Here is a 26,187-nt window from a genome sequence, read left to right as displayed (position 1 = left end):
GCACACGCTACCGCTGCACACCCCCGTAGCGGCACCCCGGGCCGCTGGGGCGCGCATTTCGGTGACTTCTGGTTTGCACCGCCGTACGCTCTTTGTCCATGAGCGCGCTCACCTGGGCGGTCGCCGCGGTCGTCACCGACGACACCGGCCGGGTGCTGCTCTGCCGGCAGGGCCGGGGTGAGCGCCGCCACGCACTACCCGGTGGACGGCTGCGCCCGGCCGAGAGCCCGACGCAGGCGGCCCTGCGGGACATCCGCGCGGAGACCGGCTGGGAGATCGAGCTTGTCGACCTGGTGGGCCTCTACCACCTGACCGGTCCGCCGAGGCAAACCCCGGCCGGACGCGCCGGGCCGCTGCCGGACGTCCTCGTGCACGTGTTTCGAGCCCGCGCGGTCGATGTTCGACCGACCGCCGACCCACTGCCGGGTTGCCGCCTGTCCTGGCACACACCCGCCGCGCTGCCCGAGGCGGCCACCCCACTCACCCGGGCCGCGGTCGGCGACGCGATCGCCGGCCGCTCCGGCACGCTCCGGCGCGTCCTCCGGACGCCCGACACCCTCGACCTCGCGGCGCCGGTCGCGCCCCACCCCACCGGGGAGGGCCAGCCGGTGGGGAGGAACCAGCCCACCGGGGCAGGCCAGCCGGCGGTAACGGACCAGCCCACCGGGGCAGGCCAGCCGACTGACCAGGACGGGCGACCGGGCGCTGGCCAGCCGCCGGAGCAGCGTGGCGAGGCGTACACGGGCCCGTCCCGCCTACCCTGACGGAGCACCGGCCCGAGACCGCTCCCGTGCTGGGCGCGCCTGGCGGGCGCCGCCCGAACAGCGGAGCGGCAGCTCAGCGGGTGGGGTTGTGGACGCCCTCGGCCAGCTCGGCGCTGAGGGTGCGCAGGGCGGCCAGCCCGTCGGCCTCGGTGGGCGCGTCGAGCAGGCAGCGGATCAGCGCGCTGCCGACGATCACCCCGTCGGCGTACCCGGCGACGGTGGCGGCCTGCGCACCGGTGCCCACGCCCAGGCCGACGCCCACGGGCAGGTCGGTGACCTCCCGCACGCGGGAGACAAGCGTCGGAGCGGCATCGGAGGTACGTGTCCGGGCGCCCGTCACACCCATGACCGCGGTCGCGTAGACGAAGCCACGGCAGTGCTGCACGGTCATCGCCAGCCGTGCGTCGGTGGACGACGGCGACACCAGGAACGTGCGGTCCAGCCCGTGTGCGTCCGAGGCGGCCAGCCACTCGGCCGCCTCGTCGGGAATGAGGTCGGGGGTGATCAGACCGGTGCCACCGGCGGCGGCGAGGTCACGGGCGAACACGTCCACGCCGTACCGCTCGACCGGGTTCCAGTAGGTCATGGTGACCACCGGAGCGCCGGTGGCCGCCACGGCCTCGATGATGCGCAGAGTGTCCGCGGTGCGGACGCCGCCGGCCAGCGCGATGTCACTGGCCTTCTGGATCACCGGCCCGTCCATCACCGGGTCGGAGTAGGGGATCTCCACCTCGATGACGTCGACGCCGGCCTCGACCATGGCGGTCATCGCGGCGATGCTGCCCTCGACGGTCGGGAACCCGGCCGGCATGCAGCCGACCAGCAGTGCCCGCCCGTCGGCGCGGGCCTTGTCGAAGGCCACCCCGATCCGGCTCATCTCACCGCTCCTTGTCGAGAATGCCGAAGTAGTCGCCGGCGGTGTGCACGTCCTTGTCGCCCCGCCCGGACAGGTTGACCACGATGGTCGGCTCCCGGCCCAGCTCGGCGGCGAGCTTCGGGGCCAGCGCGACGGTGCCGGCCAGCGCGTGGGCGCTCTCGATCGCCGGGATGATCCCCTCGGTGCGGCAGAGCAGCTCGAACGCGGCCATCGCCTCGTCGTCGGTGACCGGCAGGTAGCTCGCCCGGCCGGTGTCGTGCAGCCAGGCGTGCTCGGGCCCGACGCCCGGGTAGTCCAGGCCGGCGGAGATCGAGTGCGACTCCAGCGTCTGCCCGTCGGCGTCCTGCAGCACGTAGGTGCGGGTGCCGTGCAGCACGCCGGCGGACCCGCCGGTGATGCTCGCCGCGTGCCGACCGGTGGCCACCCCGTCGCCGCCGGCCTCGAAGCCGTACAGCCGCACGGTCTCGTCACCGACGAACGCGTGGAAGACGCCCAACGCGTTGGAGCCACCGCCGACGCAGGCGGTGACCGCGTCCGGCAGTGCGCCGGTGAGGTCGAGGCACTGCTGGCGGGCCTCGTCACCGATGCCCCGGACGAAGTCGCGGACCATCGCCGGGAACGGGTGCGGACCGGCGGCGGTGCCGATCAGGTAGTGCGTCTCGTCGACGTTGGCCACCCAGTCGCGCATCGCCTCGTTCATCGCGTCCTTGAGGGTGCGCGAGCCGTTGGTGACCGGAACGACAGTGGCACCGAGCATCCGCATCCGGGCCACGTTGAGCGCCTGCCGCTCGGTGTCGACCTGGCCCATGTAGACCACGCACTCCAGGTCGAACAGGGCGGCGGCGGTCGCGGTGGCCACGCCGTGCTGGCCGGCACCGGTCTCGGCGATCACCCGGGTCTTGCCCATCCGCTTGGTGAGCAGCGCCTGGCCGAGCACGTTGCGCACCTTGTGCGCGCCGGTGTGGTTGAGGTCCTCGCGCTTGAGCAGCACCCGCGCACCGATCTTCGCGGAGAACCGCCGGGCCTCGTAGAGCAGCGACGGCGTGCCCGCGTAGTCGCGCAGCAGCGCGTCGAACTCGGCCCGGAAGGACTCGTCAGTCATCGCCGTACGCCACGCCCCGTCGAGCTCGTCCAGCGCGGCCACCAGTGCCTCGGGAACGAACCGACCGCCGAAGCGGCCGAAGTGGCCGGCGGAGTCGGGCTGCGGGCCGGCCTGCGGGGCCAGCGCGTCGGCGCTCATCGGAAATCCTCTCGGTGGGGCGGCGCTCCGGTGCGGGGTCAGCGCACCGGCCGGGGCGTCGCCGGATGGTTGCCCGCGTTGACGAGCTCGGCGACCGCCTCGCGGGGGCTCTTCTGCGTGACCAGGCCCTCGCCCACGAGGACCGCGTCGGCGCCCGCGGAGGCGTACCGGATCAGGTCGTGCGGGCCACGAACGCCGGATTCGGCGATCTTGACAACACTGCTGGGCAGGCCGGGCGCGATCCGCTCGAAAACGGACCTGTCGACCTCCAGGGTACGCAGGTCACGGGCGTTGACCCCGATCACCTGCGCGCCCGCCTCCAGAGCGCGGTCGGCCTCTTCCTCGTCGTGCACCTCGACCAGCGCGGTCATGCCCAGCGACTCGATCCGCTCCAGCAGACCCATCAGCACGTTCTGCTCAAGCGCGGCGACGATCAGCAGGACCAGGTCGGCACCGTGCGCGCGTGCCTCGTGCACCTGGTAGCTGGAGACCACGAAGTCCTTGCGCAACACCGGCACGCTCACCGCGGCGCGGACGGCCGCCAGGTCGTCAAGCGAACCGCCGAACCAGCGCCCCTCGGTCAGCACGCTGATCGCCCGCGCCCCACCGGCCGCGTAGTCGACCGCCAGATCGGCCGGATCGGCGATCTCGGCCAGCCGCCCCTTGGACGGCGACGAGCGCTTCACCTCGGCGATCACTGCCACGCCGGGCTTACGCAGCGCCGCGTACGCGTCCAGTGGCGGCGGTGCCGCCGCGGCCAGTTCACGGATCCGCTCCAGCGGAACCTGCTCCTGGCGTCGGGCGACGTCCTCACGCACGCCAGCCAGAATCTCGTCGAGCACGCTTACGGACGCTGCCTGACCGGCCTCGTCCCCCTCCGCGTGCGCATGCTCAGCAGTCACCAACGGACTCCCCTCTCCGGGCGTCATGGGCCGATGCTAGGGGCAGCCGACCGACGCCGAATGCCGGGGGTATGGCGCTGCTCACGAAAAGGGCTGCGGCATAATGGCCGACTTGCCGTGAAGGGTGTGTCACGCAGCGCCACCTCCCGTATCGACAATCGCCACGCGGTATGGAGCCTGGCGGCCGCGGTCAGACCGTGCCGTTGCATCGATCATGCCACCAGTTGCCGACCGGCGCTCGACGACAACGGCGTTGATCGATGTTGTGAGCAAGGTCAAGGCCGAACGGACGGGCCCTGGTCACGACCGGGGCGGGACAGTTGACCGGGCGGTCACGACGGCGAAACGTCAGCCGGCCAGCATCGTCCTCGGGCAGACTCGATGGCGCGCCTGCCCCGACCGTCGCAACCCCTCGTGCGAGGTGACCATGAGCATGTCCGAGCCGCAAGCGACCATCGGCCTGACGACCATCTCGCGGACTGTGGCGTCGCTCGCCGTCGGGGTGGTGCACACCCTGGAGCGGGCCGTGGTGGGCGAGGGACGGATGCGCACCGCGCGGGGCAACGCCTGGGAGGCGGTCTGCGCCGACCGGGCCCGCGCCGAACAGCGAGCCGCACTGAACCGCATGGTGGCCGAGCTGACCGCCGCCCGCGCCGCCAGTCACCGCCCGCAGCGGGACCGTCAGCCAGTCGGCTGACAACCCCGCCGGCGGTACGAGCCGACGCGTCAGTCGGCCGTCGGGTCCTCACCCCGGTCCAGCGCATCCCACGCCTCGGTGGTCCGCCGCCCGGCCATCGGGGCGGACGGCTCCGATGCGCCAGCCGGCGCGGACGCGGCCTCCCGAGCGGTCCGGGCCGGCCGCTCGTACCGGGCACCCATCGCCGGCCAGCCGCCACCGCGCGACGCCGTCCAGAAACCGCCCACGGCGGCCAGCAGACCACCGAGCAGGCAGAGCGCCGGCCACTGCCGGCTCACCGAGCCCTCGACGTCGACAACCAGCCCGTACCCACCGCCGGCCGCCACGGCCAGGGCGAGCACACCGAGCAGCGCGCCGAGCACCCGCCGCAGCCGGCCCCGGGTAGCCAGCACCGCACCACCGCCGGCCACCGTCACCAGGGCCAACGCCGGCAACCAGGGCAACAGCCCGGCACCGCTGTGGGTCTCCCGTACCGGCGGCAGCGGCGCCGGACGTGCGGTCAGCTCCACCGACCAGATCCGCGTCGCGGCCCACAGCGCCAGGCCCGCGCCGACCAGACAGAGCAACACGGCGTACGTCAACTCGCGCCGGCCCCCGGCGGACCGCTCGCCGGCACTCACCAGACCAGCCTCTCGCTCGCGCCCGCGGGGCCCCGCTGCGCTGCACTCCTCGCGCTCACCCGTGCCAGCCTTCCGCTCGCGCCCGCGGGGCCCCGCTGCGCCGCACTCCTCGCGCTCACCCGTGCCAGCCTTCCGCTCGCGACTGCGGGGCCCCGCTGCGCTGAACTCCTCGCGCTCACCGGGCGGGCCGCAATGTCTCGGCGGCCGCGATCGCCGCCAGCACCGCGGCGGCCTTGTTCCGCGTCTCCTGGTCCTCGGCGGCCGGGTCCGAGTCGGCCACCACCCCGGCCCCGGCCTGCACGTAGGCGCGGCCGTCGCGGATGAGCGCGGTCCGGATGGCGATCGCCATGTCCAGGTCGCCGCCGAAGCCGAAGTAGCCCACCGTGCCGCCGTAGAGGCCGCGGCGCACCGGCTCCAACTCCTCGATGATCTCCATGGCGCGCACCTTCGGCGCACCGGAGAGGGTGCCGGCCGGGAAGGTCGCGGCGAGCGCGTCGAACGCGCTCTGGTCGTCGCGCAACGTGCCGGTGACGGTGGAGACGATGTGCATGACGTGGCTGTACCGCTCGATGGTGGCGAACTCGGGCACCTCCACGCTGCCGGGCTGACACACCCGGCCCAGGTCGTTGCGGCCGAGGTCGACAAGCATCACGTGCTCGGCGCGTTCCTTCGGGTCGGCGAGCAGCTCCGCGGCGAGCACGGCGTCGGCGGCGGGGGTGCCGCCACGCGGCCGGGTGCCGGCGATCGGGTGCAGCAACGCCCGACGCCGCCCGTCCGCGCCGCCGGTGACCTTCAGGTGCGCCTCCGGGGACGAGCCGACGATGTCGAACCCGTCGAAGCGCAGCAGGTACATGTACGGGCTGGGGTTGCTGGTGCGCAGCACCCGGTAGACGTCCAGCGGGTCGGCGTGCGTCGACCGTTCGAAGCGCTGGGAGAGCACGATCTGGAAGCACTCCCCGGCCCGGATCGCCTCCTTGGCGGCCTCCACCGCCTTCGGGTAGCCGCCGTCGGGCGTACGGCAGAGCACCTCCCCGGCCGGCGGACGCTCGACGGTGGAGATCATCGGCGGGATGGGCCGGGACAGCGCCGTGGTCATCGCGTCCAGTCGGCCCACCGCGTGGTGGTACGCGGCGGTGACCTGCGGGGCGCGGTCCGGGGCGTCCAACGGCGGCAGCACCGCGTTGGCGACCAGGATCGCCGAGCCGTCGTAGTGGTCGAGCACCACCAGGTCGGTGGCGAGCATCATGCCCAACTCCGGCACGCCGAGGTCGTCCTCGGTCAGGTCGGGCAGCCGCTCGAAGCGGCGGACCAGGTCGTAGCCGAGGTAGCCGACCATGCCCCCGGTCAGCGGCGGCAGGTCGTCGGACGGGTCCCCCACCGGGCCGGCGAGCGCCGCCACCGTCTCCCGCAGCACCCGCACCGGGTCACCCTCGGTGGGCAACCCCGCCGGCGGCTGGCCGAGCCAGGTCGCCACGCCGTCGCGTTCGACAAGGGTCGCGCTGCTGCGAACGCCGATGAACGAGTATCGCGACCAGGCCAGGCCGGCCGAGCCGACGCCCTGCTCGGCCGATTCGAGCAGGAAGGTGCCCGGCCCACCGGCCAACTTCCGGTAGACCCCGACCGGGGTCTCCGCATCGGCCAAAAGCCGTCGGGTGACCGGCACCACCCGCCAGTCGGCGGCCAGCTCGCCGAAGGTGGACAGGTCGGGGCTGACGGTGCCGTCGGTCATGGCTGGGGCTGCCTTTCGTTCGCGACTTCGGGGCTCCGCCGCACCGTGCTGCGAGCGCTCACCGTGCCTCCGGGGCGGTGACGGGCAACTCGGTGAAGAAGCAGGTCCGGTGCCCGGTGTGGCAGGCGGCACCGACCTGGTCCACGCTGACCAGCAGGGCGTCCCCGTCGCAGTCCAGGGCGACCGAGCGGACGTACTGGTGGTGCCCGGAGGTGGCCCCCTTGACCCAGTATTCTCGTCGACTGCGCGACCAGTAGGTGGCCCGGCCGGTGGTGAGGGTGCGGTGCAGCGCCTCGTCGTCCATCCAGGCGACCATCAGCACCTCGCCGGAGTCGTGCGCGCGGACCACCGCGCAGACCAGACCGTCGGCGGTGCGACGCAGCCGGGCCGCGATGGCCGCGTCGAGTCGGGACGGGCGAGCCGGTGCGGCTGTCACCGGGTCGCTCGGATCGCTGGGGACGCCGGTCGCCGGCGCGTCAGGTACGGACACAGTGACCAAGTGTCCCGTACGGGGCGCGGGTACCGGCGCCCGCTCCCGGCGGTGCTGCGGCGCGGGCCCGTCGGGCCGGGCCAGTTGGGCCACGTACCGCTCCAGCCGACCGTCGACCAGGGCGGCGGCCAGGTCCGCGCCGGCCACCTCGGCGATCTCCTCGGCGTACGGCCGGATCAACGGCAGGGTGCCGGCGACCAGCCGTACGGCGGCGGCCCAGAGCTGGCCGGTCGTGCCCGGGCGCAACCCGAGGCAGAGCAGCATGTCCGCCCGGTAACCGGGTGGGGCCACCGGCAGGTCCAGGGCCGCCGCGAAGGCCGCCCGTCGGGAGTGGACCCGCACCGACGGATTGGCCGGGCGCAGCACCGATGGGCAGAGGCGGGCCAGGTCGGCGACGGCGAGCCGGACCCCGAGGCGGTCGTGGGCCGCTCGGGCGGCTGCCGCCTTACCCAGCGTGGCGATCAGCTCTTCGAGTCGGGGTGGCTCGGCGGGTTGGCAGAGCACCGGCAGGTCGATCCGGGGCCGCCAGTGCGGGTCGGCCCAGAGCAGCCGCGCCGGCGCGGTGACCGGCAGCCCGAACGCCCAGTCGGCCGGTTCGCCGAGCCGGTGCACCCAGGAGCGGACGTCGCGGGCGGCCACCGAGACGTGGGTGACCCGGCCTGCGGTTTCGGCCAGGTACGCCCGTCGCTCGGCGTACGGCGCGCCGCCGACCAACACGTCGAGGTCGACGTCACTGTGCGCGGTGGCGGCGCGGCGGGCGTGGCTGCCGCGCAGCAGGATGCCGACGACCGGCCGCTCGACGGTCTGCCGCAACCGTGCGGCCCAGTCCTCAAGAAAACCGCTATTCGGTAACGGAGCGTGACCCACGGCGCCATCGTGCCGTACGCCCCATCGGCGCGCAATGCCCGTTGGCGGACTCTGTGTCCGGTCCGAAGCCTACTGCCCGTTCTCGCGCTCGGCGCAGGGCCGGCAACCGTCGGCCGGTTCGGCCGTTGCACCGGGAGCAGGATTTCATCTAGCGTTGAGTTCAACAGGTGATGAGTTTCTTCGGAGGTGTGTGATGGACGACGCGATAGCCGTTCGCGACCTGGTCGTGGACCGGGGTGGGCGGCGGGTGCTGGACCGCATCAGCTGCCGCATCCCGCGCGGTGCCGTGACGGGGCTGCTCGGCCCCAGCGGCAGCGGCAAGACCACGTTCATGCGTGCCGTGGTCGGGGTGCAGGTGGTCAGCGGCGGGACGGTCACCGTGCTTGGTCATCCGGCGGGCACCCCGGCGCTGCGGCACCAGGTGGGCTACCTGACCCAGGCGCCGAGCGTCTACGCCGACCTGACCGTCCGGGAAAACGCCCGCTACTTCGCGGCGCTCTACGGGCGAGGGCGGGCCGAGGCCGACCGGGCGATCGGCGATGTCGGTCTGACCGAGGCGGCCGGCCAACTGGTCGCCACCCTCTCCGGCGGTCAACGCAGCCGGGCCTCGCTGGCCTGCGCCCTGGTCGGGGAGCCGGAGCTGGTCATCCTCGACGAGCCGACCGTCGGCCAGGATCCGGTGCTGCGGGCCGACCTGTGGGCCCGGTTCCACGCGATGGCCGCCGCGGGCACCACCCTGCTGGTGTCCAGTCACGTCATGGACGAGGCGGCCCGCTGCGACAGGTTGCTGCTGATCCGCCAGGGGCGGCTGATCGCCGACGACAGCCCGGCCGCCGTCCGCGCCGCCGCCGGGGTGGACGACCTCGACGAGGCGTTCCTGCGCCTCATCCGGGCCGCCGAGCCGGCCCGCAGCGGGCAGGAGGCCTCGTGAACGCCCGGATCCTGGCGGCCACCACCGGCCGCATCCTGCGCCAACTCCGACACGATCGGCGCACCATCGCGCTGCTCGTGGTGGTGCCGGCCGCCCTGCTCACCCTCATCTACTTCATGTACGCCGACCAGCCGACCCCACCCGGGCAACCCAGGACGTTCGACCGGGTCGCGCTGGTGCTGCTGGGCATCTTCCCCTTCGTGATCATGTTCCTGGTGACCAGCATCGCGATGCTCCGGGAGCGCACCTCCGGCACCCTGGAGCGCCTGCTCACCACGCCACTGGGCAAGCTCGACCTGCTCTTCGGGTACGGCATCGCATTCGGCCTGGCCGCCGCCGTGCAGGCCACGGTCGCCGCCGGTGTGGCGTACTGGATCTTCGATCTGGACACCGCCGGCAGCATCGGGCTGGTGATCGGGATCGCGGTCGTCGACGCCGTGCTCGGCGTCGCCCTCGGGCTGCTGTGCAGCGCCTTCGCCCGCACCGAGTTCCAGGCAGTACAGTTCCTGCCAGTCGTGGTGGTCCCCCAACTGCTGCTCTGCGGGCTGTTCGTGGCCCGCGACGAGATGGCCGGTTGGCTCCAGGCGCTCAGTGACGCCTTCCCCCTGTCGTACGCCATCGAGGCGTTGCAGGAGGTCGGCGCCCACGCCGAACCGACCGGCACAATGTGGCGGGACGTGGCGGTGGTGCTCGGCGCGGTGGTGCTGGCGCTGGTGCTCGCGGCCGCAACCCTGCGTCGGCGCAGCGGGTGACAGCCCCGCTCCGGCGTGGCGGTTGACGCGCTGCGATTGGCACCGGCGGGGGCTGCGCCCGCACGCGCGGCGCAGCGGTTGGCGCACGCGGGGCGCAGCGGCGGCGCTGCGGGGATGACCGGCCCACGGCGGGCCAGGTGGACGAACGAGGGGCGGCGATGACGCGGCGAACCGGCCGGCGGCCCGGCAATTCGGGCACCCGGGAGGCGATTCTCGACGCGGCGCGGACGGCGTTCGCCGAACGCGGCTTCGACGCCGCCTCGATCCGCGCCATCGCCGGCGCGGCGGAGGTCGACCCGGCGCTGGTGCACCACTACTTCGGCAGCAAGGACCAGCTCTTCCGGGCCGCGATGGACTTTCCGTTCGACCCCGGTCAGCTGGTGCCGAAGGTGCTCACCGGCGACCGGGACGGCGCTGGTGAGCGGATGGTGCGCATCTTCCTCGGCGTCTGGGACTCCCCGACCGGCGGCGCCGCGCAGGCACTGCTGCGCTCCGCGGTGAGCAACGAGTGGACCGCCCGACTGCTGCGCGAGTTCGTCACCACCCAGGTGCTGCGCCGGGTGTTGGAACACCTCGACGTCGATCCGGCCGAGCTACCGCTGCGCGGCTCCCTGGTGGCCACCCAGATGATCGGCCTGGCCATGATGCGGCACGTGGTGCGCCTTGAGCCGGTCGCCTCGGCGGACCCGGAAACCCTGGTGGCCGCGATCGGCCCCACGATCCAGCGCTACCTCACCGGCCCCCTGCCAAGCTGACCCGGCGCCCCGCGCGGGCGCGCGGGGCGGGGTCAGCGCGGGGGGTGGGTGTTGGCCGGGAGGCGTAGCGGGGGCAGCAGGCGTGGCAGGTCGGCCGGGTCGGCCACCGGGCTGGGGAACGCCAACCGGATCCGGCGGCGGGCGCCGGGTCGGTCGAGGGCGACCACCAGGCCGTAGCGGTCGATGCGTACCACCCGGGGTGGCCCGTCGGTGCTCTGGTCGGTCAGGCCGAGCTGCCGGCGCAGGTATTCGGTCACCTGGGCACCGCCACGCTCGGCGAGGTCGGCGAGTAGGCGCGCCTCGATCGGGTGCACCGGGTCCGGTTCTGCCTCCGCGTACTCCCCCGGGTCGACCCGGTGCACGACGCCGGCCCGCTCCCAGCGGACCTCGATCACCTCGAAGCGGAACAGCCGGAACCGGGTGCCCAGGTCGAGCAGGTCTCCGGTCGGCTCCACCGCCGCGAAGTCGAGCGCCGCCTGGCGGGCCTCGTCGCCGTGCAGCTCGGCCGCCCAGCCGGAGACCCAGGCCCGGCCCAGGCCGGGCGCGCCGGCCGCGGGTGGCAGGTCGAGCACGTCGAGCACCACCGCGATGTCGCTGGTCCCGGCGACCGGCTGTAGTGCGGCGGCCAGGTGGCTGGCCACCGGCACCAGCAGCAGCACCCGGCCGTCCGGGTCGGTCACGTGCCGGGCGTGGTGCGGGCTCGGCCGGTGCGCGAGATGGACGAGGCCGGGCAGGCGACCGGCGACGAGGGTACGGACGATCTCGGCGGGGTTGGGCCGCATGGGCGCGACCTCCTTCGAAGGGTAGGCTTACCTAAGTCGGAGCCTAGAGCACTCGACCGTCGGCGTCCACCGCCCCCGCAAACCTCGTCAGCGGGTCTGCTCCAGCCAGGAGGCGTAGAGCAGGCCATAGACCGAGTCGGCGTCACGGACCAACTCGTCGTGCGGGCCGCGCTGCACCACCCGACCCCGGTCCACCACGATCACCTCGTCGGCGGCCTGCGCCGTGGAGAGCCGGTGCGCGATCGCGAGGGTGGTCCGCCCCCTGGTGACCGCGTCCAGGGTGCGTTGCAGGCGCACCTCGGTCGCCGGGTCCACCGCGCTCGTCGCCTCGTCCAGCACCAGCAGATCGGGATCGGCCACGTACGCGCGGGCCAGGGCGACCAACTGCCGCTCACCGACGCTGAGCGCCTCGCCGCGCTCCCCGACCGGCGTGTCCAGACCCGCCGGCAGACCCTCCAACCAGTCCGACAGGCCCAACTCGGTGAAGGCCACGGTCAGCTCCTCGTCGGTCAGCTCCGGCCGGGCGAACCGGACGTTGTCCCCCACCGTCGCGTCGAAGAGGAACCCGTCCTGCGGCACCATCACCACCCGGGAGCGCAGCGAGTCGAAGCGCACCTCGGACAGCGGCACCCCGGACAGCAGCACCGCCCCGGCCGACGGGTCCATCAGACGGGTCAGCAACTTGGCGAAGGTGGTCTTGCCGCTGCCCGTCTCACCGACCACCGCCACCCGGCTCTTCGCCGCGATCTCCAGGTCGATGTCGTGCAACACCGGCGGACCACCCGGATAGGCGAACCGCACACCGGCGAACCGGATGTCCAGCGGCCCGGCCGGCAACTTGCGCCCCTGCTCCCCCGGATCGGCCACGTCCGGGGCGACGTCCAGCACATCCAGCACCCGACGCCAACCGGCGATCGCGTTCTGCGCCTCGTTGAGCACCTCGGTGGCGATCTGCACCGGCTGGATGAAGAGCGTCACCAGGAAGAGGAACGCGGTCAGCTGGCCGATCGACAACGTGCCGTCCACGCCCAGCGTCACGCCGAGCACCACCACACCGGCCAGCGCCAGCCCGGCGGCCAACTCGCCGACCGAGCTGCCCACGATGCTGATCCGGATCGCCCGCTGCTGCGCCAGACGCTGCGCGTCGATCGCCTCGTCCAACCGCCGCTCGGTGCGCCCCGCGATCCCGTACGCCCGGATCACCGGCGCGCCCACCACGCTCTCGCCGATCGTGCCGAGCAGCGTGCCGGTGCGCTGGCGCACCGTCGCGTACGCCGAGCCCAGCCGGCGTTGCAACTGCCGGATGACGAACACCGCCGGCAGGAACGCGGCCAACACCACGAGGGTCAACTGCCAGGAGTACGCGAGCATGACGGCGGTGGTGACCACCAGCTGACCGAGGTTGACCAGCAGGATCACCCCGCCCCACTGGAGGAACTGGGTGATCTGGTCGACGTCGCTGGTGACCCGCGAGACCAGCGAGCCCCGCCGCTCGGACTGCTGGTGCAGCATCGACAGGTCGTGCACGTGCCGGAACGCCCGGGTCCGTACGTTGGCCAGGGCCGTCTCGCTGACCGTGAAGAGCCGGCGCATCATCAGGTAACCGCAGACCGTCGTGATCGCCAGGATCGCGGCGGTGACCGCCACCACCGTCCAGACCACGTCGAGGTTCAGACCGCCGACGAGGCCGCGGTCGATGCCCTGCTGCACGGCCACCGGCACGGCCACCCGACCGACCATGTAGACCAACGCCAGGGCCAGGGTGCCGGCCAGGCCGGTCCGCAGCTCCGGCGACAGCGCCAGACCCCGGCGCAGGGTCTGCCAGGTCGTCTCCTCCCGCTTGTCCCCGTCCGCCGTCGTCGTCACCGGATCCCGCCTCTCGCCCGCTACCGCGGGGCTTCGCCTCGCCGCGCTCCTCGCGCTCACCGGTCCCGCCTTCCTCACCGGTCCACCTCGATTTCCAGGCCCGAGGGCAGCGGCGCGACCTCGTCGCCGTACGCGCTCTCCTGCGCCCGCTCGGCCTCCGCCTGCTCGTAGGCGGTGACCAGGTCGACGTAGCCGGGCACGGTGGCCAACAACTCGCTGTGCGTGCCCCGGGCGATCACCCGGCCCTGCTCCACGTAGATGACCTCGTCGGCGAGCGCGATGGTGGCCCGGCGGTACGCCACCACCAGGATCGACGCGGCCGGCGCCCCCGGCTGGGCCGTCGACGGGCGCAGCCCGGCCAGGATGGCCGCCTCAACCCGGGGGTCGACCGCGCTCGTCGCGTCGTCGAGCACCAGCAGGCGCGGCCGGCCGGCCAGCGCGCGGGCCAGGGTGAGCCGCTGGCGCTGCCCACCGGAGAGCGAGGTGCCCCGCTCGCCGACCATGGTGTCCAGACCGTCGGGCAGCGCGGCGACGAACCCGTCCGCCTCGGCCAGCCGCAGCGCCGCCCACACCGCCTCGTCGTCGATGCCCGACCGGTCCAGGGCGATGTTCGCGCGGACCGTGTCGTCGAAGACGAACGGCACCTGGGCGACGAGTGCCACCGTGCCGGCCAGCGAGGCGGCGGTCAGCTCGCGCACGTCCACCCCGTCCAGGGCGACGGTGCCGGAGTCCGGGTCGACGAGGCGTACCGCCAGCGAGGCGATTGTCGACTTGCCGGCGCCGGTCGGCCCGACCAGGGCCACCGTGCGGCCCGCCGGCACGGTGAAGCCGACCTCGCCGAGGACCTGCGCGCCGGTCTGGTGCGCCTCGGCCGGCGGGTAGGAGAAGTGCACGTCGCTGAAGGTGAGGGTGGCCGGGCCGGAGTTGGCCGGGTCGAGCACGCGCTGCCCGTACGGCATCTCGCCGGTGGCGTCGAGCACCCGGCGGACCCGGTCCCAGCCGGCGACGCTGCGCGGCAACTCCGCCAGGACCCACCCGATGGCCCGGACCGGAAAGGCCAGCACGGTGAAGAGGAACGCCACGCTGACCAACTCGGTCACGCTGATGGCGCCCTGGCGCAGCCGGAACGCCCCGACCACCAGCACGGCGAGGGTGCCGAGGCTGGGCAGCGTCTCCAGCAGCGGGTCGAAGACGCCGCGCAGCCGACCGACGGCGATCAGCGAGTCGCGCAGCTCACCGGCGCGGCCCGCGAACCGGGCGGTCTCCTGGGCCTCGCGGCCCATCGTCTTGACCACCAGGGCACCGTCGAAGCTCTCGTGGGCGATGCCGCTGACCTCGGCGCGCAGCCGCTGCGCCCGGGCCTGCCGGGGTGCCATCCGGCGGGAGTAGACGACGTTGAGCGCGAACAGCGCGGGGAAGACCGCGAGGCCGACGAGAGCGAGCGCCCAGTCGGTGGCGAAGAGCGACACGATCGCGCCGACCAGCATCACCAACGTGCCGACGGCGAAGGGCAGCGGCGCGATCGGATACCAGGCCGCCTCCACGTCGGAGTTGGCGTTGGACAGCAGGGTGCCGGTCGAGTTGCGGTGGTGCCAGGACAGCGGCAGCTCCAGGTAGCGGCGGGTGACCCGGCGACGGTAGGAGGCCTGGAGGCGGTACTGCATGTAGCCGGCGCCGAGCCGCCGCCCGAAGATGCCCGCCACCCGCAGCACGCTGATCCCGAACAACGCGGCCGCCGCCAGGGCCAGGGTGCCGGCACCCACCTCGCCGCGCTCGATGGCCGGCAGCGCCACCTCGCCGATGACCGTCCCGACGACCCGGGCGCTGACGATGATCATCCCGCCGAACAGCACGCTGCCGACGACCGCGATCGTGAAGATCCGGGGCTGCTCGCGGATCGCCTGCCGCAGGACTCCCAGCCCTCGGCTGAGCACGTCCCGACTTGTCTTGCTCGCCACGCTCTCCCCCGCCGTAAGCCGCAATTATCTCCCTCATCCTTACCGGTTCGGGCCTGCAGCGCCGACCCGGTCGGGATATGTCGACCATCACGTATCGGACGGCGACGAGCGGCGGGCGCCGGGCCGGCATCCGCCCGCGCGCGGCGGCGGGCCACCGGGCCTACCATCGGGCCATGCCGCGGTACGCCCGAGCCGAGCGCGAGGCGCTGGCCGATCTCCTGCTGGCCCTCGGGCCGGACGCCCCGACGATCAACGAGGGGTGGGCGACCCGTGACCTCGCCGCCCACCTGGTGCTGCGGGAACGCCGCCCGGACGCGGCCGGTGGGATCGTGCTGCCGCCGCTGCGCGGCCACGCCGAACGGGTCCGTCGTCGACTCGCCGCGCGGCCCTACCCGGAGCTGGTGGCGCAGGTGCGACGGCCGCCGGTGTGGAGCCCGGTCAGCAATCCCCTGACCGACGAACTGGCCAACACCATGGAGTTCTTCATCCACCACGAGGACGTGCGGCGGGCCGCTGCCGGGTGGCAACGACGCGACCTGCCCGCCGGCCTGCAGAGCGCCCTGTGGAAGCGGGCCGCACCGCTGGCCCGACTGGCCCTGCGGCGCTTCCCGGCGGACCTCTACGTGCAGGCACCCGGTCACGGCGAGATCTCCGTGGGTCGTGGTGGCGAACCGCTGCGGCTGGTCGGCGCCCCCGCCGAACTGGTCCTGTTCCTCTCCGGCCGGCAGCGGGTGGCGAAGGTCCAACTGGACGGGACGACGGAGGTAGCGCGTCGACTGCGTGCCGCCAGGCTGGGCATGTGACTCCCTGAGCTTATTCGGTCACAGCAGAGGTGTGGCATTCCCCACACCCAGCGAAAGACGCTGATTTCTCCTCCCGTACGCTTCACCGCGCCGCTCCGCGCCGAGCGGCACGAAGTGGGGGCGCACTGTGCGGAATTTTGCGATTTCGGCGCTGCGGGAGCCCCCGTTTCGCGCCGACCACCACGGGGCCACGGAGCAGGCGGCGAGCGAGAGCGTCGAGTGGGCGCGTGCGTTCGGGCTGGTCGATTCCAGCCATCGCGTCCACCGGCTGCAACGGGCCGACGCCGCCGGCCTGGCCGGTCGCGCCTGCCCGTACGGATCGGTGGACGGGCTGCGACTGCTCACCGACCTGATCAGCTGGCTCTTCGTCATGGACGACGCCTGCGACGAGGACGGCCTCGGCGCCGACCCGGCCCGGCTGGGGCCCGCGATCAGCACCCTGATCGACGTGCTGGACCGCTGCGGGGACCCGGACGTCGTACCGCCCGCCGTCGGGCCGCTCGGTGACGCGCTGCACGACCTGTGCCGCCGGACCCGGCTGCACGACCGCCCGGCACTGCTGTTGCGGTTCGTCAGCCAGTTGCGGGAGTACCTGCTGGCGCTGCTCTGGGAGGCGGCCAACCGGGAGCGGCGGCGGATGCCCGAGGTGGCGGAGTACATCCAACTGCGGCGACACATCGGCGGCGTACGCCCCTGCCTCACGCTTACCGACCTGGCGGCGGCGCCGCCACTCGGGTCGGCCCTGCACGCCGAGCCGGCACTTGTCGCCCTGGACCTGCTGACGGTGGACCTGGTCTGTTGGTGCAACGACCTCTTCTCCTACGGCAAGGAGAGCCAGGCCGACCCGGCCGCGCACAACCTGGTGACGGTGCTCGCCCGAGACGGCGGCGCGGACGAGGCGACCGCGCTGCGGGCCGCGGCGAACCAGTTCAACGAGGGGCTGGCCGCGTTCGTCGATGCCGAGCAGGCGCTGCTGGCCAGGGGGGACGAGGCCGTGCGCCACGCGCTGGCCACACGGCGGAACTGGGTCCGCGCCACCTACGACTGGTCGGTCGTGGCCGCCCGGTACGCCTGATTCGACAGTACCGATCGGCGGGGTGCGACGGCCGGGCGATCACCGGGGCTAGCCGACGCACCGCGCCAGGCAATACTCTTCGGTAACCACCATGACGTGACGACCGTCACGCCACCACCCCCGAAGGCGGCTACAGCGATGGCTCTCGATGTCCCGTACCGCTCCATCCCGGACATGTTTCTCAAGCGCGTGGCGGCCACCCCCGACCAGCACGCGTTCGCGTCCCCGGCCCCCGACGACTCGGGGCCGGTCTGGCTGACCTGGGAGCAGGTCGGCACGCGTGCCAAGGCGATCGCCGCCGGTCTGCACGGCCTGGGCGTCGGCCAGGAGGACCCGGTCGCGATCCTCGCCAACACCCGACTGGACTGGGTGGTCGCCGATCTCGGCATCATGTGCGCCGGCGGAGCGACCACCGCCGTCTACCCGACCACCGAGCCGGCGGACGCGACGTACATCATCGCCGACTCCGGTTCGAAGGTGCTGTTCGCGGAGAACCCGGTCCAGGCGGGGAAGATCGCCGGCGCCGACCTGCCCGCGCTGACCCACGTGGTGCTCATCGACGGCGCCGCCGACCCCACCGCCGCGATCCCGCAACTGACGCTCGCCGAGCTGGAGGAGCGGGGCACCCGCGCGCTGGCCGCCGAGCCGGAGCTGATCGACATGCTGGTGGCCGGCATCGGCCCCGACCACCTGGCCACCCTGATCTACACCTCCGGCACCACCGGTCGCCCCAAGGGCGTCGAGCTGCTGCACGGCGGCTGGTGCTGGGAGGCCGTGGCGCAGAGCGAGTGCGGGCTGCTACGCGACGGCGACCTGCAGTACCTGTGGCTGCCGCTCGCCCACTCGTTCGGCAAGACCCTGCTCTGCGGCGCCATCCACGTCGGCCTGCCCACCTACGTCGACGGGCGGGTGGAAAAGTTGGTCGACCTGCTGCCGGTGATCCGCCCGACGCTGATGTGCGGCGCCCCCCGGGTGTTCGAGAAGGTCTACAACCGGGCGGTGACCACCGCACAGGGTGCCGGCGGCGCGAAGGCGAAGATCTTCGCCTGGGGCGTCCGGGTCGGCAAGGAGAAGGTGGCCCTGGAGCAGGCCGGCAAGCCGGTGCCGGGTGGGCTGAAGCTGCGCTACGGCCTGGCCGAGAAGCTGGTGTTCAGCAAACTGCAGGCCCGCCTCGGCGGTCGGATGCGGGTGATGGTGTCCGGCGCGGCTCCGCTCAGCCCGGAGATCGCGACCTTCTTCGCCGCGGCGAACCTGCCGATCTCCGAGGGCTACGGACTGACCGAGACCAGCGCCGGCAACTTCGTCAACACGCCGTCGGGATTGCGGATCGGCACGGTGGGCCGGGCGATGGGCGACCTGGAGTGCAAGATCGACACAGACGGGGAAGTCCTGCTGCGCGGTCGGCCGGTGATGCGCGGCTACCACAACCTCCCGGAGGAGACCGCCGCCGCGTTCACCGAGGACGGCTTCTTCCGTACCGGTGACATCGGCAGCCTGGACGAGCAGGGTTACCTGCGGATCACCGACCGCAAGAAGGAGCTGGTCAAGACCTCGGGCGGCAAGTACATTGCGCCGTCGCACATCGAGGGAATGTTCAAGGCGATCTGCCCGTACACCTCGCAGGCGGTCGTCGTCGGTCAGGCCCGCAACTTCTGCACGATGCTCGTCACGCTGGACCCGGACGCGATCCGGGGCTGGGTGGCCGGCGGCCCGCTGGAGGGCCGCGACTACACCGAGATCGTCGCCTCGCCGGAGGCCCGGACGATGGTCGAGGAGTACGTCGCCCAGCTCAACGCCAAGCTCAACCGCTGGGAGACGATCAAGAAGGTGGCCATCCTGCCTCGCGACCTGACGATCGAGGACGGCGAGATAACCCCGTCGTTGAAGATCAAGCGGCGGGGCGTGGAGAGCAACTTCGCGGCCGAGATCGACAAGATGTACGCCGGCAGCCTCGCCGAGCTGTGACGCGTCGCAGGTGGCCCCGCACCCGCCGGTGCGGGGCCACCGGCTTCTCCGTCGGTCGGGCTCAGGCGATGACGGCCGGCTCCCGCCACCGCTGCCCGCCGGTCCGGTCCAGGTCGTAGCGGACCGCCGCGATCCGCCCGACGGCCTCCACCAGGTCCGCGGCGGGCAGGGTGAACGGCAGCCGCAGGAAACGCTCCAGGGTGCCGTCCAGGCCGAACCGGGGGCCGGGCGCCAGCCGTACGCCGACCTCCTCGGCGGCCCGGGCCAGCGCGCTGGAGACCGGGCCGTCCAACTCGGCCCAGAGCGTCACGCCACCGGCTGGCACGGTGACCCGCCAGTCCGGCAGTCGGTGCGCCAGCGCGCCGAGCAGGGCGTCGCGTTGGCCGGTCAACTGGATGCGGCGGTCGGCGACGATGGCCTCGGCGTCCGCGAGCAGGTGCACCGCCAGCAGTTGGTCCAGCACCGGGCTGGCCATGTCCACCCCGACCCGGACGGCGGCCAGCCGCTGCACCTGCGGCGCGGAGGCACGCACCCAGCCGATCCGCAGGCCGCCCCAGTAGGTCTTGCTCATCCCGCCGATGCTGATCACCCGACTGTGCCGGTCGTAGACGGCGACCGGGGGCGGCGGCTCGCTGCCGTCCAGGGCAAGGTCCACGAAGGACTCGTCGATGACCAGGTCGGTGCCGACCGCGTGGGCGGCGGCCACCACACGCTCCCGAAGCACGGCGGGCATCAGGTGCCCGGTCGGGTTCTGGAACTCCGGGATCAGGTAGGCCAGCTTGGGCCGGGTCTGCCGGAGGCTGCCCAGCAGCAGGTCGGGCTCCCACCCCCCGGCGTCAGCGGCCAAGCCGTGGGTGGTGATCCGGGCGCGTCGGCTGGCCAGCGCGGCGAGCGCGTTCGGATAGGTCGGTGACTCGACCAGGACGCTGCCGCCCGGGGCGAGAGCGAGTCGCAACACCAGGTCCAGTGCGTGCTGGGTGCCGCTGGTGACCATGATCTGGTCGGGCGAGGTGGGCAGACCCCGAGCGGTGTACGCGCCGGCCACCGCCTCGCGCAGCTCGATGATGCCGGTCGGGTGGTAGCCGGCCCCGCCCAGGTATCGGGGCAGGTCCTCGGTGGCCGCGCGGGCGGCCGTCAGCAGTTGCGGCGGGGCGGCCAGCGCGGCGACGCCGAGGTCGAGCATGTCCCGGTCGTCGAGCGGGGTCCACAGGCCGGTGCTGGCCACCCGGTGGTTGCCGGGCAGCATCGTCCAGCTGCCGGCACCCCGACGGCTGGCCAGGTGCCCGGTCTCCCGCAGCTGCCGGTACGCGGCGGTGACAGTGGTCCGGCTGATCCGCAGCGCCTCGGCCAGCTCCCGTTCGGCCGGGAGGCGGACGCCCAGCGGCAACCGGCCGTCGGCGAGCAGCCCGCGCACCGACCCGGCCAGCGCGGCGTAGTCAGGACTGCGCCGACGACCCGGCAGGGCGTGCCACTGCCCGAGCAGACGGGCCAATTGGACGCCGCGCACCTGCCCGGTCATAACCACTCCTGGAATATTGGCTTCTTCCTCGGCGAGGATTGGCACCTAGAGTGGCATGCATGGCACTGCTTGGCAATCTGCGGCACCGTCCGGTTCGGCGACTGGCGCAGCTCTACCTCGGGCTCACCCTCTACGGCGTCAGCATGGCCCTGATGATCCGCTCCGGCCTGGGCCTCGACCCCTGGGACGTGTTCCACCAGGGGCTGTCCAAGCTGACCGGGCTCTCCTTCGGCACCGTCACCATCGCCGTCGGCGCGTTGGTGCTGCTGCTCTGGATCCCGTTACGACAGCGGCCGGGCCTCGGCACGGTCAGCAACGTCGTGGTGATCGGCCTGGTCGTGGACGCCACACTGGCCCTCCTACCCACCGGTGGCCCGCTCAGCGCCCGGATCGCGCTGCTGGTCACCGGGATCGTCGCCAACGGCGCCGCCACCGGCCTCTATCTCGGCGCGCGACTGGGTCCGGGCCCCCGAGACGGGCTGATGACCGGCTTCGTGGCCCGCCGACCGGGCCTGTCGGTCCGGCTGGTGCGCACCGTCATCGAGGTCACCGTGCTGGCGCTCGGCTGGCTGCTCGACGGCACGGTCGGTGTGGGCACCGTCGCGTACGCGCTGGCCATCGGCCCGTTGGCCCAACTCTTCATCCCGATGTTCGCGGTGCCCGACGGTGCGGACGACGCCACGCCCACGCCGGGCAGCGCCGCGCCGATCACCACCACCGGCTGAGCCTCACCCACCGTCCGCGAACCGGTACGTCGTGGTGGTCCGACATACCAGTTGGGAGGGTGGGTGTTCCCTTCCGCGACGCGCGCCGTCATCATCTCTGCATGGGGGAGAACGGTTGGCGATGGACGGACGCCTGGATCTTCGTGTCGCTGGTCATCGCCAGCGGGGCCGGGCGGCACCGTCGGTCGGCGACAAGTCGACGGCCGGAGGGCGTGCGTCTGACCGATGTGCTCTCCACCGCCGACCACCTCAACCACGCGATTCCCCAGCGGCACGAGGTGGAGGCCGCGGTCCAGCGGCTGGTCGGGGCCGGGCTGGTCAGCGTCAGCGACGGCTGGTTCCGGATCACCGCCGAGGGTGAGCAGCTCTGGCGCACCCGGCCACGCGCGGGGGTGGCGACCATGGTGGACACCGTGCAGGGCGTGCTGACCCGCCGGCACGCGCCCGGCAGCGCCGACTGGCGCCTGGACGAGGCCGACCACGCGGCGGCCGTCCAGGAATACGCGGTCCGCTCGATCCCCACGCCCCGCCGGTCACCGGAGGGGCACTCCGGCGGGCACTGACCGGGTCAGCGCACCGGGTGGCCGCTGTGCCGCAGCGCGTCCTTGACCTCGGCCACGGTCAGCTCACCGAAGTGGAAGACACTGGCGGCGAGCACCGCGTCCGCACCAGCGCCGATCGCGGGCGGAAAGTGGGCCACCTCGCCCGCGCCCCCGCTGGCCACCACCGGCACGTCCACCACCGCCCGCACCGCGGCGATCAGCTCCAGGTCGAAGCCGGCCTTGGTGCCGTCGGCGTCCATCGAGTTGAGCAGGATCTCGCCCGCGCCCAGCTCGGCCCCCCGCTGCGCCCACCACACCGCGTCGATGCCCGTGCCGCGCCGGCCGCCGTGGGTGGTGACCTCGAACCCGCTGGGGGTGATGTCGGTCGGGGCCCGGCGCACGTCGAGGGAGAGCACCAGCACCTGCCGGCCGAACCGGTCGGCGATCTCGGCGATCAACTCCGGCCGGGCGATGGCGGCGGTGTTCACGCCGACCTTGTCCGCCCCGGCGCGCAGCAGCGTGTCCACGTCGGCGACCTGTCGGACCCCGCCGCCGACGGTCAGCGGGATGAACACCGACTCGGCGGTGCGGCGCACCACGTCGAGCATGGTGCCCCGGTCACTCGAGGACGCGGTCACGTCGAGGAAGGTCAGCTCGTCCGCCCCGGCCCGGTCGTACGCGGCGGCCAACTCCACCGGGTCGCCGGCGTCGCGCAGGTCGAGGAAGTTGACACCCTTGACCACCCGCCCGGCGTCCACGTCGAGACAGGGGATCACCCGTACCGCCACCGTCATGCCGCGAGCCTATCCTCCGCACGCGGCACGGCGGTCGACCCGATCGGGTCGACCGCCGTGGACGAGGTCCGCGTCACACCTTGACGAGCATCTTGCCGACGTTGTCGCCGCGCAGCAGACCGAGGAACGCCTCCGGGGCGTTCTCGATGCCGTCCACGATCGTCTCGTCGTAGGACAGCGCACCCTCACGCAGCCAGCCCCCGACGTCCGTCAGGAGCGCGTCCCGCAGGTGGTTGTGGTCGCGGACCAGGAAGCCGCGCAGGGTGAGCCGCTTGCCGATGACCTGGGACAGGTTGCGCGGCGCGGCCGGCGGCTCGGTGTCGTTGTACTGCGCGATCATGCCGCAGATGGCGACCCGGCCGTGCAGGTTCAGGGCCGAGATCGCCGCCTCCAGGTGGTCGCCGCCGACGTTGTCGAAGTAGACGTCGATGCCGTCCGGAGCGGCGGCCCGCAGCGACTCGCGGACCCCGTCGTGGTAGTCGAAGGCGGCGTCGAAGCCCAACGCCCGCAGCCGCTCGACCTTGGCCGGCGAGCCGGCGCTGCCGACCACCCGGGCGGCGCCCCTGAGCTTGGCGATCTGGCCGACCAGGCTGCCGACCGCGCCGGCCGCGGCGGAGACGAAGACCGTCTCGCCGGGCTTCATCGCGGCCACCTCCAGCAACCCGGCGTACGCGGTCAGCCCGGGCATGCCGAGCACGCCGAGGTACGCGCTGACCGGCGCCAGGCTCGGGTCGACCGGCCGGGCGGAGGTGGCGTCGAGCAGCGCGTACTCCCGCCAGCCAAGCCCGTGCAGGACTGTGGTCCCGACCGCGATGTCCGGCGACTCGCTGGCCACCACCTCGCCGACCGCCGCACCGTCGAGCGGGGCGTCGAGGGCGAACGGCGCGACGTACGACTTGACGTCGTTCATCCGTCCGCGCATGTACGGGTCGACGGACAGGTACTGGTTGCGGACCACGAGCTGGCCCGGTCCGGGTGTCGGGACGTCGGTCTCGACGAGCCGGAAGGTGTCCTCGGTGGGCCAACCCTGCGGGCGGCTGGCCAGGTGGATCTCGCGATTGCCGGTCATCGGGTGGTCGTCCTCTCGTCCGCGGTGGGGGTCTGGGGTCCGCGACGTCACGCGGCCGAGGTCTCCCGGACGGTCAGCGCGACGTCGATGTTGCCGCGGGTGGCGTTGGAGTACGGGCAGACCTGGTGGGCCTGCTCGACGAGCTGCTCGGCGGTCTCGCGGGAGACGGCGGGCAGGTCGACGACGAGCCGCACGGTGAGCCCGAAACCGCCGCTGCCGTTCGGGCCGATGCCGACCTCAGCGGCGACGACGGAGCCGCTCACGTCGGCCTTGGCCCGGCGGGCCACCAGCCGCAGGGCGCCGTGGAAGCAGGCCGCGTAGCCGGCGGCGAAGAGCTGCTCGGGGTTGGCGGCACCGCCGGCGCCGCCCATCTCCTTCGGCACGGCCAGGTCGAGCGCGAGGGTGCCGTCGGAGGTCTGGACGTGGCCGTCGCGGCCGTCGCCGGTCGCGGTCGCGGACGCGGTGTAGAGAGCCTGCATGAGAGTCACTGCTCCTTCTGTCGGTGGATGGTGTCGGTGACCCGGTTGAGGGTGTCGCGCAGCGTGACCAGCTCGGCGATGCCGAGCCCGGTGGCCTGGGCGATCCGCAGCGGAACGTCGCAGAGCTGCTCCCGCAGCGCCGCACCCTGCTCGGTGAGGCCCACCTCGACCCGCCGCTCGTCGCGCGCCGACCGGCGCCGCACCACCAGACCCGCCCCCTCCAGCCGCTTGAGCAGCGGGGAGAGCGTGCCGGAGTCCAGGCGCAGCTCGGTGCCCAGCTCGGACACGGTGGGGGCGTCGTCGGGACGCTCCCAGAGCACCAGCAACACCAGGTACTGCGGGTAGGTGATCCCGACCTCGTCGAGGATCGGCCGGTAGACGTCGGTCAGGGCGCGTGACGCGGCGTAGAGCGCGAAGCACACCTGCCGGCGCAGCCCCAGGTCATCGGTCACCGGTGAACCGTAGCCCACAATTAAATTGTGCACAACTTATCGGACCGCACGTCGCCGGGCCGCACCGCCCGCCGGCCTCAACGACCGCCGAGGTACGCCTCCACCTCCACCTCGACCAGGTGCTCCGGGTCCAGCAACCCGGCCACCACCACGAGCGTCGCCGCCGGCCGGACCGCACCGAAGACCACGTTGTGCGCCCGGCCCACCTCGTCGGCGTGCAGCCGGTCGGTCACGTACATCCTGGTCCGGACCACGTCGCCCGGCTCGGCGCCCACCTCGGCGAGCGCCGCCAACGCGATCCGCAACGCCTGCGCGGTCTGCGCGGCGGCGTCACCGACGTGCACCACCCGGCCGTCCACCGTCGCCGTACAGCCGGCCGTGAAGGCCCGGTCGCCGGCCCGGACCACCCGCGAGTAGCCGTAGTGCTGCTCCCACGGGCCACCCGAGCCGAGCCGGGTGACCGTCACACCTCGGCCAGGGTCCGCAGCGCCTCGGCCACCGTGAAGGCCCCCGCGTAGAGCGCCTTGCCGGCGATCACGCCCTCCACCCCGACCGACTCCAGGGTCGCCAACGCCCGCAGGTCGTCAAGCGTGGACACGCCGCCGGAGGCGATCACCGGCCGGTCGGTGCGGGCGCACACCTCGCGCAGCAGGTCCAGGTTCGGACCACGCATCGTGCCGTCCTTGGTGATGTCGGTGACCACGTACCGGCTCGCGCCCGCCTTGTCCAGCCGCTCCAGCACCTCGTACAGGTCGCCGCCGTCGCGGGTCCAGCCCCGCGCGGAAAGCGTGTGCCCACGCACGTCCAGCCCGATGGCCACCCGGTCGCCGTACTCCGCGACCACCCGGTCACACCAGACCGGGTCCTCCAGGGCAGCGGTGCCGATGTTCACCCGGGCCGCCCCGGTGCCCAGCGCCGCTCGCAGCGACTCGTCGTCCCGGATGCCACCGGACAGCTCCACCTTCACGTCCAACTGCCGCACCACCTCCGCGAGCAGGTGCGCGTTGGTGCCCCGACCGAACGCCGCGTCCAGGTCGACCAGGTGGATCCACTCGGCGCCGTCCTGCTGCCAGGCCAGCGCCGCGTCCAGCGGCTCGCCGTAGTTGCTCTCGCTTCCGAGGGCGCCCTGCACGAGCCGGACGGCCCGGCCGTCGGCGACATCCACGGCGGGTAACAGGGTGAGGCTCAACGTCTTCTCCTCGATCAGGTACGACGGTCCAGGGCGATCACGACGATCGCCGGAAGTACGAGCAGCAAGAGCACGATCAGCGCGATACGCAACGCCAGGTTGTCGACGAACGTCCAGATCAGAATCAACGCCGCACCGGTGAGCAGCACGATAGCGGCCCGCTCACCCCGGGTGTGCCGCGCCAGCCGCCCGGAACGGCCCCGCCGCAACCGCGGCGTCAACCGGCGGACCACCGCGCGACGGCGCTGCCGGCGCGCCACCTGACGCTGCCGCACCGCCCGCTCCCGAGCCTGCTGCGCCTCCCGCTCCGCCCGCCGGCGGGCCCGCTCCCGGCTCACCGCGACA

At 73.1% G+C, this 26,187-nt stretch carries 27 protein-coding genes and 1 pseudogene; 10 read left to right on the top strand and 18 right to left on the bottom strand.

The annotated features are described in order from the left end of the window. Positions 1-98 precede the first annotated feature (98 nt). Positions 99-764 carry an NUDIX hydrolase gene (locus AB0B57_RS15950; protein WP_357069634.1) on the top strand — a complete coding sequence of 222 codons (666 nt, stop codon included), beginning with the start codon at positions 99-101 and terminating at the stop codon, positions 762-764. Between the two features lie 73 nt (positions 765-837). Here the strand turns inward: AB0B57_RS15950 and trpA are convergent, their stop codons facing one another. From trpA to trpC, 3 genes are read right to left on the bottom strand one after another with little or no spacing between them, the layout of a single operon-like run. Next, positions 838-1,641 (bottom strand): tryptophan synthase subunit alpha, encoded by an 804-nt coding sequence (gene trpA / locus AB0B57_RS15945; RefSeq protein ID WP_357069632.1) that lies wholly within the window; start codon positions 1,639-1,641, stop codon positions 838-840. Between the two features lies 1 nt (position 1,642). Next, positions 1,643-2,881: a tryptophan synthase subunit beta gene (gene trpB, locus AB0B57_RS15940; RefSeq protein ID WP_357069630.1), complete on the bottom strand. Its 1,239-nt coding sequence runs from the start codon at positions 2,879-2,881 to the stop codon at positions 1,643-1,645. 38 nt (positions 2,882-2,919) lie between these two features. Next, positions 2,920-3,723 carry an indole-3-glycerol phosphate synthase TrpC gene (trpC, locus tag AB0B57_RS15935; protein ID WP_355032734.1) on the bottom strand — a complete coding sequence of 268 codons (804 nt, stop codon included), beginning with the start codon at positions 3,721-3,723 and terminating at the stop codon, positions 2,920-2,922. Between the two features lie 487 nt (positions 3,724-4,210). On the opposite strand from trpC, the gene AB0B57_RS15930 reads away from it, so the two are divergent. Next, positions 4,211-4,480, top strand: a complete 270-nt coding sequence (locus AB0B57_RS15930; RefSeq protein ID WP_357069629.1) for a hypothetical protein — start codon at positions 4,211-4,213, stop codon at positions 4,478-4,480. Positions 4,481-4,509: 29 nt separating this feature from the next. Here AB0B57_RS15930 and AB0B57_RS15925 read toward each other — a convergent pair whose 3' ends face one another. From AB0B57_RS15925 to AB0B57_RS15910, 4 genes and pseudogenes are all read right to left on the bottom strand, one after another. Beyond that, positions 4,510-5,103, bottom strand: a complete 594-nt coding sequence (locus AB0B57_RS15925; protein WP_357069923.1) for a Trp biosynthesis-associated membrane protein — start codon at positions 5,101-5,103, stop codon at positions 4,510-4,512. A gap of 172 nt (positions 5,104-5,275) precedes the next feature. After that, a complete protein-coding gene (locus AB0B57_RS15920; protein ID WP_357069627.1) occupies positions 5,276-6,829 on the bottom strand; it encodes an anthranilate synthase component I in 1,554 nt (517 codons plus the stop codon). Between the two features lie 58 nt (positions 6,830-6,887). Further along, positions 6,888-7,319, bottom strand: a complete 432-nt coding sequence (gene hisI / locus AB0B57_RS15915; RefSeq protein ID WP_357069921.1) for a phosphoribosyl-AMP cyclohydrolase — start codon at positions 7,317-7,319, stop codon at positions 6,888-6,890. 180 nt (positions 7,320-7,499) lie between these two features. Then, positions 7,500-7,823 (bottom strand): annotated as a pseudogene (locus AB0B57_RS15910) (phosphoribosyl-AMP cyclohydrolase); the annotation flags it as partial. Between the two features lie 556 nt (positions 7,824-8,379). On the opposite strand from AB0B57_RS15910, the gene AB0B57_RS15905 reads away from it, so the two are divergent. The 3 genes from AB0B57_RS15905 (at position 8,380) to AB0B57_RS15895 (ending at position 10,624) form a co-directional block, all read left to right on the top strand. Next, on the top strand, positions 8,380-9,117 hold the full coding sequence (locus tag AB0B57_RS15905; protein ID WP_357069624.1) for an ABC transporter ATP-binding protein: 738 nt from the start codon (positions 8,380-8,382) through the stop codon (positions 9,115-9,117). Next, positions 9,114-9,869 (top strand): ABC transporter permease, encoded by a 756-nt coding sequence (locus tag AB0B57_RS15900; protein WP_357069622.1) that lies wholly within the window; start codon positions 9,114-9,116, stop codon positions 9,867-9,869. Before AB0B57_RS15905 ends, AB0B57_RS15900 begins: the two co-directional genes overlap by 4 nt. Before the next feature lie 158 nt (positions 9,870-10,027). Further along, entirely contained in the window at positions 10,028-10,624 is a 597-nt protein-coding gene (locus AB0B57_RS15895; RefSeq protein WP_357069619.1) for a TetR family transcriptional regulator, read from the top strand. Between the two features lie 32 nt (positions 10,625-10,656). Here AB0B57_RS15895 and AB0B57_RS15890 read toward each other — a convergent pair whose 3' ends face one another. The 3 genes from AB0B57_RS15890 to AB0B57_RS15880 all read right to left on the bottom strand — a co-directional run bounded on the left by AB0B57_RS15890 (position 10,657) and on the right by AB0B57_RS15880 (position 15,230). Further along, entirely contained in the window at positions 10,657-11,406 is a 750-nt protein-coding gene (locus tag AB0B57_RS15890) for a DUF2470 domain-containing protein (protein ID WP_357069617.1), read from the bottom strand. Between the two features lie 87 nt (positions 11,407-11,493). After that, complete coding sequence (locus AB0B57_RS15885) at positions 11,494-13,272, bottom strand: ABC transporter ATP-binding protein (protein ID WP_357069614.1); 1,779 nt, start codon at positions 13,270-13,272, stop codon at positions 11,494-11,496. A gap of 74 nt (positions 13,273-13,346) precedes the next feature. After that, complete coding sequence (locus tag AB0B57_RS15880; RefSeq protein ID WP_357069612.1) at positions 13,347-15,230, bottom strand: ABC transporter ATP-binding protein; 1,884 nt, start codon at positions 15,228-15,230, stop codon at positions 13,347-13,349. A gap of 173 nt (positions 15,231-15,403) precedes the next feature. On the opposite strand from AB0B57_RS15880, the gene AB0B57_RS15875 reads away from it, so the two are divergent. From AB0B57_RS15875 to AB0B57_RS15865, 3 genes are all read left to right on the top strand, one after another. Further along, the gene (locus AB0B57_RS15875) at positions 15,404-16,033 is read left to right on the top strand and encodes a TIGR03085 family metal-binding protein (RefSeq protein WP_357069610.1); all 630 of its coding nucleotides are present in this window, start codon (positions 15,404-15,406) and stop codon (positions 16,031-16,033) included. 127 nt (positions 16,034-16,160) lie between these two features. Beyond that, the gene (locus AB0B57_RS15870; protein WP_357069608.1) at positions 16,161-17,108 is read left to right on the top strand and encodes a terpene synthase; all 948 of its coding nucleotides are present in this window, start codon (positions 16,161-16,163) and stop codon (positions 17,106-17,108) included. A 138-nt stretch (positions 17,109-17,246) separates the two neighbouring features. After that, positions 17,247-19,073: a long-chain fatty acid--CoA ligase gene (locus tag AB0B57_RS15865; RefSeq protein WP_357069605.1), complete on the top strand. Its 1,827-nt coding sequence runs from the start codon at positions 17,247-17,249 to the stop codon at positions 19,071-19,073. Between the two features lie 61 nt (positions 19,074-19,134). Here AB0B57_RS15865 and AB0B57_RS15860 read toward each other — a convergent pair whose 3' ends face one another. Then, positions 19,135-20,592, bottom strand: a complete 1,458-nt coding sequence (locus AB0B57_RS15860) for a PLP-dependent aminotransferase family protein (RefSeq protein WP_357069603.1) — start codon at positions 20,590-20,592, stop codon at positions 19,135-19,137. 59 nt (positions 20,593-20,651) lie between these two features. On the opposite strand from AB0B57_RS15860, the gene AB0B57_RS15855 reads away from it, so the two are divergent. Beyond that, positions 20,652-21,317, top strand: a complete 666-nt coding sequence (locus tag AB0B57_RS15855) for a hypothetical protein (RefSeq protein WP_357069601.1) — start codon at positions 20,652-20,654, stop codon at positions 21,315-21,317. Positions 21,318-21,418: 101 nt separating this feature from the next. Next, a complete protein-coding gene (locus tag AB0B57_RS15850; RefSeq protein ID WP_357069599.1) occupies positions 21,419-21,880 on the top strand; it encodes a hypothetical protein in 462 nt (153 codons plus the stop codon). 5 nt (positions 21,881-21,885) lie between these two features. On the opposite strand, the gene hisF is transcribed toward AB0B57_RS15850, so the two are convergent. The 7 genes from hisF to AB0B57_RS15815 all read right to left on the bottom strand — a co-directional run bounded on the left by hisF (position 21,886) and on the right by AB0B57_RS15815 (position 26,180). Further along, positions 21,886-22,653: an imidazole glycerol phosphate synthase subunit HisF gene (gene hisF / locus AB0B57_RS15845; protein ID WP_357069597.1), complete on the bottom strand. Its 768-nt coding sequence runs from the start codon at positions 22,651-22,653 to the stop codon at positions 21,886-21,888. 73 nt (positions 22,654-22,726) lie between these two features. Further along, complete coding sequence (locus AB0B57_RS15840) at positions 22,727-23,722, bottom strand: NADP-dependent oxidoreductase (protein WP_357069595.1); 996 nt, start codon at positions 23,720-23,722, stop codon at positions 22,727-22,729. A gap of 47 nt (positions 23,723-23,769) precedes the next feature. After that, positions 23,770-24,201 carry an organic hydroperoxide resistance protein gene (locus tag AB0B57_RS15835; RefSeq protein WP_357069593.1) on the bottom strand — a complete coding sequence of 144 codons (432 nt, stop codon included), beginning with the start codon at positions 24,199-24,201 and terminating at the stop codon, positions 23,770-23,772. A gap of 5 nt (positions 24,202-24,206) precedes the next feature. Beyond that, the gene (locus AB0B57_RS15830) at positions 24,207-24,653 is read right to left on the bottom strand and encodes a MarR family transcriptional regulator (protein WP_357069591.1); all 447 of its coding nucleotides are present in this window, start codon (positions 24,651-24,653) and stop codon (positions 24,207-24,209) included. 77 nt (positions 24,654-24,730) lie between these two features. After that, positions 24,731-25,120 (bottom strand): Rid family hydrolase, encoded by a 390-nt coding sequence (locus AB0B57_RS15825; RefSeq protein ID WP_357069589.1) that lies wholly within the window; start codon positions 25,118-25,120, stop codon positions 24,731-24,733. After that, positions 25,117-25,842 carry a bifunctional 1-(5-phosphoribosyl)-5-((5-phosphoribosylamino)methylideneamino)imidazole-4-carboxamide isomerase/phosphoribosylanthranilate isomerase PriA gene (gene priA / locus AB0B57_RS15820; RefSeq protein WP_357069587.1) on the bottom strand — a complete coding sequence of 242 codons (726 nt, stop codon included), beginning with the start codon at positions 25,840-25,842 and terminating at the stop codon, positions 25,117-25,119. Before priA ends, AB0B57_RS15825 begins: the two co-directional genes overlap by 4 nt. Positions 25,843-25,856: 14 nt before the next feature. Further along, on the bottom strand, positions 25,857-26,180 hold the full coding sequence (locus AB0B57_RS15815) for a hypothetical protein (RefSeq protein ID WP_357069585.1): 324 nt from the start codon (positions 26,178-26,180) through the stop codon (positions 25,857-25,859). Positions 26,181-26,187: the final 7 nt, after the last annotated feature.

The sequence above is a fragment of the Micromonospora sp. NPDC049101 genome (genome assembly GCF_040648675.1).
Taxonomy (GTDB): domain Bacteria; phylum Actinomycetota; class Actinomycetes; order Mycobacteriales; family Micromonosporaceae; genus Micromonospora.
Note: the sequence above shows the minus strand (reverse complement) of the source record. Positions and strands in the feature narration are given on the sequence as shown.

Excerpts from the sequence above, each read along its gene's own strand:
- AB0B57_RS15920 (WP_357069627.1), bottom strand. The coding sequence starts at position 6,829 with ATGACCGACGGCACCGTCAGCCCCGACCTGTCCACCTTCGGCGAGCTG.
- trpB (WP_357069630.1), bottom strand. The coding sequence starts at position 2,881 with ATGAGCGCCGACGCGCTGGCCCCGCAGGCCGGCCCGCAGCCCGACTCC.
- AB0B57_RS15905 (WP_357069624.1), top strand. The coding sequence starts at position 8,380 with ATGGACGACGCGATAGCCGTTCGCGACCTGGTCGTGGACCGGGGTGGG.
- AB0B57_RS15865 (WP_357069605.1), top strand. The coding sequence starts at position 17,247 with ATGGCTCTCGATGTCCCGTACCGCTCCATCCCGGACATGTTTCTCAAG.
- AB0B57_RS15855 (WP_357069601.1), top strand. The coding sequence starts at position 20,652 with ATGGCACTGCTTGGCAATCTGCGGCACCGTCCGGTTCGGCGACTGGCG.
- AB0B57_RS15950 (WP_357069634.1), top strand. The coding sequence starts at position 99 with ATGAGCGCGCTCACCTGGGCGGTCGCCGCGGTCGTCACCGACGACACC.
- AB0B57_RS15930 (WP_357069629.1), top strand. The coding sequence starts at position 4,211 with ATGAGCATGTCCGAGCCGCAAGCGACCATCGGCCTGACGACCATCTCG.
- AB0B57_RS15890 (WP_357069617.1), bottom strand. The coding sequence starts at position 11,406 with ATGCGGCCCAACCCCGCCGAGATCGTCCGTACCCTCGTCGCCGGTCGC.
- hisF (WP_357069597.1), bottom strand. The coding sequence starts at position 22,653 with ATGACGGTGGCGGTACGGGTGATCCCCTGTCTCGACGTGGACGCCGGG.
- AB0B57_RS15840 (WP_357069595.1), bottom strand. The coding sequence starts at position 23,722 with ATGACCGGCAATCGCGAGATCCACCTGGCCAGCCGCCCGCAGGGTTGG.
- AB0B57_RS15850 (WP_357069599.1), top strand. The coding sequence starts at position 21,419 with ATGGGGGAGAACGGTTGGCGATGGACGGACGCCTGGATCTTCGTGTCG.
- AB0B57_RS15895 (WP_357069619.1), top strand. The coding sequence starts at position 10,028 with ATGACGCGGCGAACCGGCCGGCGGCCCGGCAATTCGGGCACCCGGGAG.
- AB0B57_RS15835 (WP_357069593.1), bottom strand. The coding sequence starts at position 24,201 with ATGCAGGCTCTCTACACCGCGTCCGCGACCGCGACCGGCGACGGCCGC.
- AB0B57_RS15860 (WP_357069603.1), bottom strand. The coding sequence starts at position 20,592 with ATGACCGGGCAGGTGCGCGGCGTCCAATTGGCCCGTCTGCTCGGGCAG.
- trpA (WP_357069632.1), bottom strand. The coding sequence starts at position 1,641 with ATGAGCCGGATCGGGGTGGCCTTCGACAAGGCCCGCGCCGACGGGCGG.
- AB0B57_RS15875 (WP_357069610.1), top strand. The coding sequence starts at position 15,404 with ATGCCGCGGTACGCCCGAGCCGAGCGCGAGGCGCTGGCCGATCTCCTG.